Origin of the sequence: Micromonospora sp. NPDC005220 (assembly GCF_040607895.1) — a bacterium.
Taxonomy (GTDB): domain Bacteria; phylum Actinomycetota; class Actinomycetes; order Mycobacteriales; family Micromonosporaceae; genus Micromonospora.
Window position 1 is genome coordinate 35,506 of sequence record NZ_JBEXHP010000043.1, and the last position, 10,825, is coordinate 46,330.

Consider the following 10,825-nt stretch of genomic DNA (forward strand, 5'->3'; position numbering starts at 1 on the left):
GCGTCCCCCTTGTTGAGGGCATATTTGATGTGGGGGGGGGGGGGGGCGGCGGCAAACCCCCCGCCCCCACGGTGTCACTTCGAGAACGCCTGGAACTCGGCGATCCTGACCTGGCTGCGGGCCGGGCTGGCGGTCGCGCAGTCCGTCGTCGTGGCCGAGTCGTCGTCCTGCTCACCCGCGTAGTGCGGGCCGCCGGTGCACTGGCTGGCCAGCACCTCGAGGCGCAGGTGGGTGGCGAGGGTGGTGGGCACCGCGAACGTCCGGAGGTTGATGTCCCGGCTGTACGCCCGGTACGCCCCGCCGGGGAACGCGTCCCCCGCGCTGGTGTAGATCCGCTGCCAACGCGTCGGGTCCGCGCAGTCGGTGGTCGTCGCGTTGCAGGCGGACACCGCGAACGAGCGCAGCGCGCTGAGCGCGTTCTGAGCGCCGGTGTCGGCGTCGCCGGTGATCGCCGGGCGCAGCATCGCGCTGACGTTCACCCGCTTGACCGTCTGCGGGGTGCCCCCCGGCAGCGCCACGGTTAGCTGCCGGCCGGCGACCCCGTCCAGGGAGGCCCAGTTCGTCGCCTCGGTGTCGTCGCCGACCCGGTCCAGGTTGACCCCGTCGCCGGTGACGGTGGCGCCGGACGCGGTGGAGGCGAGGTTGCGGCTCATCCGCAGGTCGACGTACCCGTCCTGATCGGCCTTGGCGACCACGCTGAGCCGTTGGTGCCCGAAGCCGGGGGCCACCGCGAGCAGGTCGTACGTGCCGGCCACCATCTGCACGGTGTCCGGGATCGGCGTCGCCGGGTCGGTGTCGGCCACCGGCACGGCCCGCGCCTCGTACGCCCCCACGTACACCCGGATCGGCGCGTCGGCGCTGTCCCCGCGCGGGCGCAGGGTGAGCGTCGCGTTGCCGCCGCGCGGCGAGGCGAAACTCGGCGTCGGGTCGGTGTCGCCGGCACCGTTGGTGGTGGCGTCCCGGCCCATCCCGGAGCGGGCGAACTCGGCCCAGATCAGGTCCTGGTTCGCGCCGCCGAAGCGGAGCAGGTCGGCGGTGAGCATGTTGTCCCGCATGTCGAGCATGCTGACCTGGCTGGCGGCCTGGAGCAGGAACGAGTCGAAGACCAGCTGTGACCAGCGCCGGTTGCCGGGGCACTGATCGGCCGCGACCTTGCCCTGCGCGCAGTCGAGCTGCCGTTGCGGGGTGCCGAGGCCGTACCGCTTGACCAGGGCGGAGCGGACCCGGAAGTTGGTGGCCCCCCAGATCTCCCCGTCGGCGTGCACGGCCGGGCCGGCGGTGTTGTAGCCGATGTCGGAGTAGTTGAGCGGGCTGCGGCTCAGGTCGTAGTTGCGGATTCCGCTGACCAGGTTGCCGGTGACGTAGCCGCCGGTGACGAAGGGTGTCTCGCCGGGCGCGCGCAGCCCGTGCTGGAAGAGGTACTCGGCGGCGAGCAGGTCGCCCCACGACTCACCCATCGACCCGCCCTGGTGGCCGCTGATCCCGCTGTCCGGGCCGGCGATCATCCGGTTGGTGATGGCGTGGGCGTACTCGTGGCCGATCACCGTCATGTCGTAGTCGCCGTCCACGCACGGCGGGTACGGCCCACCCGCCTGCGGCTGCCAGAGGTACATGTTGGTGGTCGGCGGCAGCCCGTCGCGCCCGGTGCCCTGGTTGGCGTTGTTCCGGTTGCCGGTCAGCGCGCCCTGCTGGGCGCGGCCCTGCTCGGCGTCACCGCCCAGCCCGGACGGGGTGAGGTTGACCGCCTGGAGGTTCCACGCCGACTCGGTGAAGCCCAGCTGGTACGACCAGTCGTGCATCCGGTTGTGCATGGCGAAGAGGTTGGCGATCGACGCGTCCGCGTCGTTGCGCTGGGCGGAGGTGAACACCCCCGGGTTGCACCGGGCCTGGTGCCACTGGTCGGTGAACGGGAATTCGTAGCGGCGGTCGGGGCTGGTGTAGGTCGGCGTGCCGGTCCCCGCACCCCAGGAGAGCACCGTGTTGGCCGAGTTGCCGCGCGAGGTGAAGGTCGGCGTGCCGGTGGCCGCGTCGACGTCCCACGGTTGGCCGGTGGCCGGGTCGCGGAAGACGGCCTGGCAGCCGGGGGTCGGGTCGCCGCACCAGCGCACCCGGGGGTCCTGCCCGGGGCCGAGGTCGCGGGGCGGGGTGGCCGGGAAGACCGCCCAGCTCGGGTTGTCGGAGTCGAAGTCGACGAGGTCCTCGCGGACCAGCACCTGCCCGGTGCTGCCGTCCACGTAGCTGGTGAACGCGGCCGGGTGCTCGGTGTCCGCCGCGATCATGGTGACCTCGTAGGCGGCCCGGGGCCCGTCCAGCGGGGTGGGCACGGCCACCGACCGGATGGTGTGGCTGGCGACCGCGTCGGCGGTCAACTTGGCGTCGGCGAGCGCGGCAGCGTACGCCTGCTCGGCGGTGCGGGTGGCCGGCGCCGGCGCGCCGGTGTCGCGGGCCAGCGAGGAGTTGACCGAGAGCACCTTGCCGTCGGAGACCGCGAGCGTGACGAGGCCGTCCGGCCCGGCGGGCAGGTCGCCGAAGCGTTGCCGGAGGGTGACCACGGTGCCGCTGCCGATTGGCCGGACCAGCACCCGTTCCATGCTGGACACCGTGGCGGCGTCCATGCCGAACAGGTCGGGGTTGGCGGCCAGGTAGGTGCGGGCGGCGGCCTCCGGGTCGGCGGGGAGCCCGCTGGCCAGCGGGGTGCGACCGGGGCCGAGCGCCTGTGGGGTGCCGAGCCGGTTCCACCGGACGTCGGGGTCGACGGCGCGGGCCAGGCCGCGTTGGCGGGCGTCGGGTGCCGCCGTACCAGTGCGGTTGTCGGCGTCGGCGGGTGCGTGCCCCTCGGCGAACGGCCCGGACCGGCGCTCGGCGGACGCTGCACCGCCGGTGGGGGCCGCGGTGCTCACACCGGTGGGAAGCAGCGCGGCGACCGTCGCCGTCGTCGCCAGGATGGCGATGAGCCGGCGTCGACGCCGGCTCATCGGGGGTGACCATTCCGGTTGTGGCACGGGACCTCCTCGTGGGAGCGGGATGGCCGGCGATCGCCAGCCGTCGCTGCGCGATGACGCATGCGCATCTGTGGATATCAGCCCGTCGAGGTGGCGGCAAGGTCCCGGCCCGCCGCCGCAGTCATGGATCGAGATAATTCAGCTTTACAAAAACTGCGGCATTGTAAAAACGCGGGCCGGCTGCCAGAGTCGAAGGCAGCACACGAGAGCGGAGGTTGGCCATGGCTGTCGATGCCGATCCGACCGTCCCACCCGCCGCCTGGCGGGACCCACGCAAGCCGCTCTGGCCGCTGGCGCTGCTGGTGCCGACGCTGCCCTTCGTCGGCTTCGCGCTCTGGCGGGCCGGCGGCGGCGCCTGGGCCTGGTGGGTCACCCCGGTCGTCGTCTTCGGCCTGATCCCGGTGATCGACCTGCTGCGCGGCGACGACCGGCAGAACCCACCGGAGGAGGCGGTGCCCCGGCTGTCCGCCGACGGCTACTACCGGTGGCTCACCTACCTTTACCTCCCCGCCCAGTACGCGGCCCTGGTGCTCTGCTGCGCGGTGTGGACCCGTGACGCTCTCTCCGTGGCCGGCGCGGCCGGCCTCGTCGCCACCGTCGGTGTGGTCAACGGCATCGCCATCAACACCGCCCACGAGCTGGGCCACAAGCGGGAACGGGTGGAGCGCTGGCTGTCCAAGGTGGCCCTGGCGCCCACCGGCTACGGGCACTTCTACGTCGAGCACAACCGAGGCCATCACGTGCGGGTCGCCACCCGCGAGGACCCGGCCAGCTCCCGGCTGGGGGAGAGCTTCTGGGCGTTCTGGCCGCGTACCGTCTTCGGCAGCCTGCGCTCGGCGTGGCGGTTGGAGACCAGCCGGTTCCGCATCCGTGGCCGGTCACCCTGGACCCACCGCAACGACGTGCTCAACGCCTGGGCCATGACCCTGGCGCTGTACGCGGCGCTCACCGTGGCCTTCGGTCCCGGCGTGCTGCCGTTCCTGGCGCTCCAGGCGGTGGTCGGCTTCTCCCTGCTGGAGGTGGTCAACTACCTGGAGCACTACGGGTTGGCCCGGCAGCGCACCGCCGCCGGCCGCTACGAGCGGGTCGACCCACGGCACAGCTGGAACAGCGACCGCACGGTCACCAACGTCTTCCTCTTCCAGCTCCAGCGACACAGCGACCATCACGCCAACCCGCTGCGCCGCTACCAGACACTGCGCAGCTTCGACACCGCACCGCAGCTGCCGGCCGGTTACGCCGCGATGGTGGTCGTCGCGCTGGTGCCGCCGCTGTGGCGCCGGGTGATGGACCATCGGGTGCTCGCCCACTACGGCGGCGACCGGACCCGGGCCAACGTCCACCGCCGGCGCTGACGCCGTGGGCAGTCGTCCGCGTGGTCAGGCGCTCGGCGCCCAGTTGGGATCGCGGCCGAACGCGGCCAGCAGGTGGTCCTGTTCGTCGGCGTCGTCGGGCACCCGTACCCCGGCCTGGACCAGGTTGTTGCGCCGATAGTCGTCGATCTGGCCGGCGAACCACCTGCTGGCGGCCCGTACGGCGTCCGGGTCGAGCCGTGGCTGCGCGCCGATCGCGACCGCCAGGTCCCAGCCGTGAATGAGGTGTTCGGCGAGCAGCTGCTGGAGGTATTCGGTGGCCGGGGTCTCGCCGCTGGAGAGGTGCACGGTGCGGTCGATCGTGCCGGGGTGGATGGCGGCGATCTCGGCCTGCGCGGCGGCCTCCCGCGCCGTCGCGATCGGGTCGGCGCCGAGCTGGTCACCGTCGAGCCGGTGGCCGACCTCGTCGATGGTCCGGCCGGCGAGCAGCGGAACGCTCCACCGGTCCTCGGTCACCACGTGGTTGACCAGCGTGCGGACGTCCCAGTCCGCGCAGGGTGTCGGGTCGGACCACTGGCCGGGCTCGATCTGGTCCACCCGGTCGACGAATTCGGCCAGGCCCCGGCGGTACGCCTCCAGGAGATCCATGCTGCCGATTGTTCCGGTCGACGGGGCAGGTCGAGTCCCTTTTGCCCGGCTTTATGCGCCCGATCGGTGCTGGCTGTCCGGATCAGTCCAGGTCGGCCGGGTCCAGTCCGAGCTCTCGGGCGGTGACCAGCCGGACCCACTCGCCGAACTGCCGGCGGGAGATCACCCGGTCGTGCACGGCGAGTTGGACGGCAAGGCCGTCCATCACCGCGCTGATCCGCCAGGCGGCCCCGTCGGGATCGGCGCACTGGAAGGTGCCGTCGGCCACCCCGGCGGTGATCACCGCGGCCAGGTCCTGCCGCCAGCGCAGGTCGAGCCGGCGGGAGACCTTCTCCAGTTCGGGGGTACGCAGCGACTCGGACCAGCCGTCGATCCACATCGACCAGGAGGTCGCCCGCCCGGCCGGGGTGTAGAGCTTGAGGATCCGGCGGAGCTTGGTCAGCGGCGGGGCCGACGAGCGGGTCACCGCGTCCAACCGGGCCAGGTCCTGCTCGACCGCGTACGCGAAGGCCTGCGCGAGCAACCGCTCCTTGGTGGCGAAGTGGTAGAAAACCAACGCCTGACTCACGCCCGCGGCATTCGCCACGTCCGCCGTCCGGGTGTTGGCCAGACCGCGCTCCACGATCACGTCGCAGGCGGTGCGCAGCAGGGCATCCAGGCGGATCTCGGCCGCACGTCTCGTCACGACCGTTACCGTAGCCCATCCGAGTGAACACGAACAGTTACCACCACGCGCCGATTCGTGCAGGCGACAGTCGGAAGCCGGACACTTCGTCCGGGTGTCGTCGGTCGTTTCCACGGAGAGTGTTCGTCGAGGTCCGCCGCCCGGTGTCGAGGTGCGGAGAGGTAGATGGTCGGGCATGCGACACGACGATGACGATCATTGCCTAGGGATGTCGGAGGGTGACGGTCGGTGTGGGATTCGGGCACCAGGTCAGCCCCCTAGGAAGCTCGCCGAGCGTGGCTCCGATCCAGCCCCCGATCCCAGCCCCGGCCACCCGGGACGCGCCGAGGCGACCCCGAGTTGGCAGTCAAACGGCTACTCGGCTAAAGTTCTCATCCGTCACCCGGGAACGTCCGGGGGCGTGCGGACGTAGCGCAGCTGGTAGCGCATCACCTTGCCAAGGTGAGGGTCGCGGGTTCGAATCCCGTCGTCCGCTCGGAGCTGCCGCCACGCATGACGGGGGCAACCTCGGTGGGGTGGCCGAGAGGCGAGGCAACGGCCTGCAAAGCCGTGTACGCGGGTTCAAATCCCGTCCCCACCTCGGCAACAAGCACGGGCGATTGGCGCAGTGGGAGCGCGCTTCCTTGACACGGAAGAGGTCACTGGTTCAAACCCAGTATCGCCCACCAGAGGAGAACGGCTCGTTACCGGCAGGCCCGGTGACGAGCCGTTCCGCTTGTGGCGGGCCGGCTCGTCAGTCGACGCTGAGCCGGTAGCCAATTCCCCGCACGGTGTGCACCCGCAGGGTTTCGTCGGCGGCGCGCAGCTTGCGACGGAGCCGCTTCACGGCCGAGTGCAGGATCGACGTGTCGCCGAGGAACGCGCAGCCCCAGACCGATTCGAAGAGCCTCTCGTACGTCCAGACTCCAACCGGTGCGGTGGCGAGTTGGGTGAGCAGGTTGCGCTCGAGTCGGGTCAGGGCCAGCGGTTCTCCGCGCCACGTCACCCGGTGTTCGAGCCTGTCGATGGTGAGATCGCCGAGGCTGATCCGGCCGGCCGGAGCGGCTGCCACCGCGGGTGGGGTGGGAGTGGTCGCGGGCGCGGTGGCGGAGGTGGGGAGCCGCGCCGGCCCGCTGATGATCGGGGCACCGATCATCGCCTGCAACTCCGCGAGGTCGGTGCAGATCACCAGCGTGCCGAGGCCGTCCAGGCGCCGGACCATCCGCTCGCGCACCGACACGTCAGCGGTCACGCAGAACACGAGGGACACATCGTCTATCACTGTCGTACCTCCCCAGGCGCCAGTAAAAGACAACGCTGTCTGGACCCCGTAGTCAATGGTTTCCGGCGGCTGGCCACCCCGTGATCCACTCGGCTTTCCGGATGTCGGGGTATCCCCGCCACCCGGACACCGCGCTTTCAACGAACCCGAGTCCGCGGTGCCGGCGTCGCTGTCCGGTCCAAACCGCCAGACGAGATGATCCGGCGTACGCGGGGGGTCACCGTGCGACGAGCCGGCCGCCCGCAGCGGGGCGGCCGGCTCGGAACCACTGTGATCCGGGCGGCGCCGTCAGCGACGCCGAGAGGTCGGGTCACAGCGGCGGTGCGATGTCCCGCCGCTCCTCGACTTGGCGGTACTCCACCGGCTGCTCGGTGGTGGTGACGACCTGGCGGCGGCGACCCCAGATCAGCGTGGTCATGATCAGGCCGAGCACGCCCGCGCCCATCAGGATCCAGCCGACCACGTCGAGGTTGATGCCGCCGACGCTCGCGTCCAGTGCGAAGGTGAGGATCGCGCCGAGCGCGATCAGGAAGATGCTGGTGCCGATACCCACGACAGCCTCCTTAAGGGGGTGTGGTGCGCTGTCGAGCCCTCCAGTACCCCGGTGGCGACCAGCGCAACCGCCCGCCGCCCAGGGTGCCGCGTCAGCCGATCTTGGCATCGGGTAGAGTTCACCTGTCGCCGGCGCGAGTCGGGGACGTGCGGACGTAGCGCAGCTGGTAGCGCATCACCTTGCCAAGGTGAGGGTCGCGGGTTCGAATCCCGTCGTCCGCTCGCGATGTGCCCCACGGGGCCACCACGGGCGATTGGCGCAGTGGGAGCGCGCTTCCTTGACACGGAAGAGGTCACTGGTTCAAACCCAGTATCGCCCACCAGATTTCGCTGGTTTCACGCCAGGTTGGACAAGATCGATGTCCGATCTGGCGTGTTTTTTGTAGCCGGTCACTCGCCGGCGCGGAGGACCTCGCTCAGCCGGTCGCGTCGCCGCAGCGCCGACTCGACAGGTACGACAGTGGCGGCCGCCGCCAGCAGCGCCACGCTCACCAGGCCGAGCAGCCACCACGGCAGGACCGCCGCCGGGTCGGCGTCCTGGCCGGTGAGCAGCCGCAGGTGGAGCGGGCCGAGGGTCAGGCGTACGAGCAGGGCCCCGAGTAGCGGGCCGCACACCGCCGCGACCACGACCGGCGGCAGCAGCTCTCCGGCGGCGACCCAGCGGGCGTCGCGTGGCCGTAGGCCGAGGGTCCGCAGCCGGGTCAGGGTCTGCCACCGCTCCGACGCCCCTGCGGCGGCGGCGAGCGTGAGGCCGAGCAGCCCCAGCGCCAGCAGCACGGCGGCGGCCGTCCAGGCCAGCCGTAGTAGCCCTGCGGTCAGCGGTGCCACTCGCTGCGCCCGCAGCACGTCCGCGCGCAGCACGACGTCGGCGGCGACGCCGCTGTTCGACACGGCCCGCGCCGCGCCGGGGCCGGTCACCCAGACGGTGTTCGGAACGATGGGCAGCCCGGCGTCGGCGAGGGCCGCGGCGTCCACGATGACGACGTCGCTGGCGCCGCCGACGGAGGGAGCGGTGCCGACCGCGGTGAGATGGATCGCCGGGGCATCCTCCCGGGCCAGCTCAAGCCGCGTGCCGGTCCGCAGATCACCGTCACCCGATCGGACCAGCGCCGGGATCTCCCCGGGGCCCGGCCCGGGTGCCGTGAGCCGGGCCAGCGCCGGCGCGTCGGGCAGCGGGGTGGTTGCCAGCAGGCGCTGGAACGCGGCGGTGTCCACGATGACCAGGCGTGGGGTGAGCAGTGTCGAATCGGTGAAGACGCGCGCCGAGTCGGTCACCTGCGCGACGACGACCTGCGCTACCCCGGGTGCGGCGGTGATGCGCTCGGCCAGTGCGGGCGTGGCGGCGCCGGCGCCGACGTCGAGGCGGGCGTCCGCGCCGACGGTGCTCCACGCGCCGTCGGCCAGACCCCGGCTGACGGTGGCGCCGAGGACGAGAGCGAACGACGCGAGCGCCGTGGCGCTCACCAGAACCAGCATCGGCAGCGCGCGCCCGGCCGTTGCGGCCGCTCGGGCGGCACCGAACACGGCAAGCGGGCGGCGCGAGCGCAGAGCCTGTCGGAGCGCGAACCGCGCCCCGAGGGGCAGCAGCCGGAGCAGGACGAGCGCGGCGACGAGCGCGCCCAGAGCGACGGCGCTGATCGGCAGGATCAGGTCGCCGGTCAGCTCACCGGCGTCGCCGTCGGAGGCGACCGGCAGGAGCCCGCGCCGATGCAGTGTGACGAAGGCGGCGACCGCGGCGATCAGGACGGCGACCTCAACGGCGGCCCGGCGCAGTTGGCCGGTGGCCCGGATCCAGTGCCGAGCAGCCGGATTGGCGGGTTCACGCCGGTCCCGGCTGGCGCGGGCGGCGGCGAGGGTGCCGAACGCCGGCACGGCAACGACACCGGCCAGGACAGCGGGAACGGCCCAGATCCAGGAGACCCCCGGAGCCGCCGCGCGGGCGAGCGCGAGCCCGACGGCGGCGGCCGACAGGGACACCAGTGTGGACTCGATGATCAGTTCCGCACCGAGGTCGGGTAGCGCCGCCCCACGCAGCCGGGCGGCGCTCAGCGCCGGGGTACGGCGGCGGACCAGCAGGTCGGCAGCGAGCAGCAGGACCAGGACCGTGGCGGTCAGCACCCCGGTGAGCAGGACGGCTGCCTGTGCGGAAACGGCGCTGATCTGCGTACGAGCGTCGCGCAGGGCGGTGTCGAGGCGCGATTCCCACTTCAGGGACTGGTCGCGGGCGCCTGACGACCCGGAGGCTGCCTTGAGCTTGACCACCTGGCTGGCGAGCGCCGCGGTGGTGTCCCAGCTGAGCGCGTCGGGTTCGGCGGCGAAGTGGACGGTGCGCCGCAGCTGGTCCTCGTCGATGGCGAGCCGGGCGTCCGGTAACGACTCGCGCGACAGCAGGCCGGCGAACCGGGTGATCCCCACGCCGTCGGCGCCGGGCACGGGGCGCAGCAGCGCCGGGACGAGTCGCCAGGCGGGGTCGGCGCTGTCCGCGGGTCGGTAGATCCCGCTGATCCGGACGTCCTTGTCGCGACCCTGACCGTCCTTGACCGGGATGCGATCGCCGGGGCCGAGGTCGAGTGCGGCGGCGTCCGCCTCGGAGAGGCCGACCTGCACCGGCCAGGGCGGTCCGTCGTAGGGGGTCTCGACAAATTCGTCGGAAACGGCGGGGCCGGGCGCACTGCCGGCGATCCAGGTCACCTCCGGGCCTCCGCGATCATCGGCCAGGTAGGTGAACTGGAAGGTACGCGGCACGTTGCCGTCGGTGATGCTGAGGATCGGGCCGTTGACAACGGCGACGGGCGGGAGCAGAGCGGCGTCCAGGTCGGGCCCGAGCGCGTCTGTCGCCCGGGTGCGGAAGTCGTCGACGTCGTCGGCGAGGCGGCCTGTCCGGACCCGTCCGCCGGTCGGGCCGTCGTCGCGTTCCCAGTCGGAGTGTGCGAGCACGTTCGAGTCCTGGCCGGCGCGGCGGACGGTGTCCTGGACGGCGCTGTCGGCGGCGGCGCGGAGCAGCGCCGGCACGGCCCCGGCGAGCAGCGCGACGGCCGCGATGACGGCGGCGGTGAGCAGCAGCGGTCCGGCGTCGGTACGGCCACGGCCGCGGATGCTGGGCCAGTGCGGCGCCGGCCATCGGCGGGTCAGCCACCGGTTCACGGCGCCACCCGCAGGTGCGCGGCGTCGGCCCGGCGGACCTGGACGGTGACCACCACGGCGATCGCCACCAGGCATCCGGCCAGCAGTACGGCGAGCAGCGCGGCCTCGGCTGGCCATGGCCACTGTGGCTGGGCGGCCGGGACGGGCGCGGCGCCGGTGTCGGAGCGCACGAGCGGGGGAGCGACGACGCGGGTGGCGAGCGCGCCGACGGCGGCGCCCG

Annotated in this window: 8 protein-coding genes and 5 tRNA genes; 6 read left to right on the forward strand and 7 right to left on the reverse strand. The window is 72.5% G+C overall.

Annotation, left to right across the window (positions count from 1 at the left end; genetic code table 11):
* Positions 1 to 74: 74 nt before the first annotated feature.
* Positions 75 to 3,002, reverse strand: coding sequence for a M36 family metallopeptidase (locus ABZU52_RS17845; protein WP_354972111.1), 2,928 nt, complete (start codon positions 3,000 to 3,002; stop codon positions 75 to 77).
* A gap of 221 nt (positions 3,003 to 3,223) precedes the next feature.
* On the opposite strand from ABZU52_RS17845, the gene ABZU52_RS17850 reads away from it, so the two are divergent.
* Complete coding sequence (locus ABZU52_RS17850) at positions 3,224 to 4,357, forward strand: alkane 1-monooxygenase (protein WP_354972112.1); 1,134 nt, start codon at positions 3,224 to 3,226, stop codon at positions 4,355 to 4,357.
* A 24-nt stretch (positions 4,358 to 4,381) separates the two neighbouring features.
* On the opposite strand, the gene ABZU52_RS17855 is transcribed toward ABZU52_RS17850, so the two are convergent.
* Positions 4,382 to 4,963: a TIGR03086 family metal-binding protein gene (locus ABZU52_RS17855; protein ID WP_354972113.1), complete on the reverse strand. Its 582-nt coding sequence runs from the start codon at positions 4,961 to 4,963 to the stop codon at positions 4,382 to 4,384.
* A gap of 82 nt (positions 4,964 to 5,045) precedes the next feature.
* Positions 5,046 to 5,648 (reverse strand): TetR/AcrR family transcriptional regulator, encoded by a 603-nt coding sequence (locus ABZU52_RS17860; protein WP_354972114.1) that lies wholly within the window; start codon positions 5,646 to 5,648, stop codon positions 5,046 to 5,048.
* A gap of 402 nt (positions 5,649 to 6,050) precedes the next feature.
* On the opposite strand from ABZU52_RS17860, the gene ABZU52_RS17865 reads away from it, so the two are divergent.
* The 3 genes from ABZU52_RS17865 to ABZU52_RS17875 all read left to right on the forward strand — a co-directional run bounded on the left by ABZU52_RS17865 (position 6,051) and on the right by ABZU52_RS17875 (position 6,316).
* Positions 6,051 to 6,123: transfer RNA gene (locus ABZU52_RS17865), tRNA-Gly, on the forward strand.
* A gap of 34 nt (positions 6,124 to 6,157) precedes the next feature.
* Positions 6,158 to 6,228: transfer RNA gene (locus ABZU52_RS17870), tRNA-Cys, on the forward strand.
* A 13-nt stretch (positions 6,229 to 6,241) separates the two neighbouring features.
* Positions 6,242 to 6,316: transfer RNA gene (locus tag ABZU52_RS17875), tRNA-Val, on the forward strand.
* A gap of 65 nt (positions 6,317 to 6,381) precedes the next feature.
* On the opposite strand, the gene ABZU52_RS17880 is transcribed toward ABZU52_RS17875, so the two are convergent.
* Positions 6,382 to 6,867 (reverse strand): winged helix-turn-helix domain-containing protein, encoded by a 486-nt coding sequence (locus tag ABZU52_RS17880; RefSeq protein WP_354972118.1) that lies wholly within the window; start codon positions 6,865 to 6,867, stop codon positions 6,382 to 6,384.
* Positions 6,868 to 7,219: 352 nt separating this feature from the next.
* The gene (locus tag ABZU52_RS17885) at positions 7,220 to 7,462 is read right to left on the reverse strand and encodes a DUF6458 family protein (RefSeq protein WP_091400768.1); all 243 of its coding nucleotides are present in this window, start codon (positions 7,460 to 7,462) and stop codon (positions 7,220 to 7,222) included.
* A 148-nt stretch (positions 7,463 to 7,610) separates the two neighbouring features.
* Between ABZU52_RS17885 and ABZU52_RS17890 the strand changes: the two genes are divergently transcribed.
* Together ABZU52_RS17890 and ABZU52_RS17895 are read left to right on the forward strand one after the other, a co-directional pair.
* A tRNA-Gly gene (locus tag ABZU52_RS17890) sits at positions 7,611 to 7,683 on the forward strand.
* Between the two features lie 26 nt (positions 7,684 to 7,709).
* Positions 7,710 to 7,784, forward strand: a tRNA-Val gene (locus tag ABZU52_RS17895).
* Between the two features lie 67 nt (positions 7,785 to 7,851).
* Here ABZU52_RS17895 and ABZU52_RS17900 read toward each other — a convergent pair.
* A complete protein-coding gene (locus ABZU52_RS17900; RefSeq protein WP_354972115.1) occupies positions 7,852 to 10,605 on the reverse strand; it encodes an FtsX-like permease family protein in 2,754 nt (917 codons plus the stop codon).
* On the reverse strand, positions 10,602 to 10,825 hold a 224-nt coding region (locus tag ABZU52_RS17905), incomplete at its 5' end, for a hypothetical protein (protein ID WP_354972116.1). The genes ABZU52_RS17900 and ABZU52_RS17905, both read right to left, overlap by 4 nt.

Bases quoted from the DNA above. Each gene is read 5' to 3' on its own strand.
- ABZU52_RS17850 (WP_354972112.1), top strand. From the start codon at position 3,224: ATGGCTGTCGATGCCGATCCGACCGTCCCACCCGCCGCCTGGCGGGAC.
- ABZU52_RS17855 (WP_354972113.1), bottom strand. From the start codon at position 4,963: ATGGATCTCCTGGAGGCGTACCGCCGGGGCCTGGCCGAATTCGTCGAC.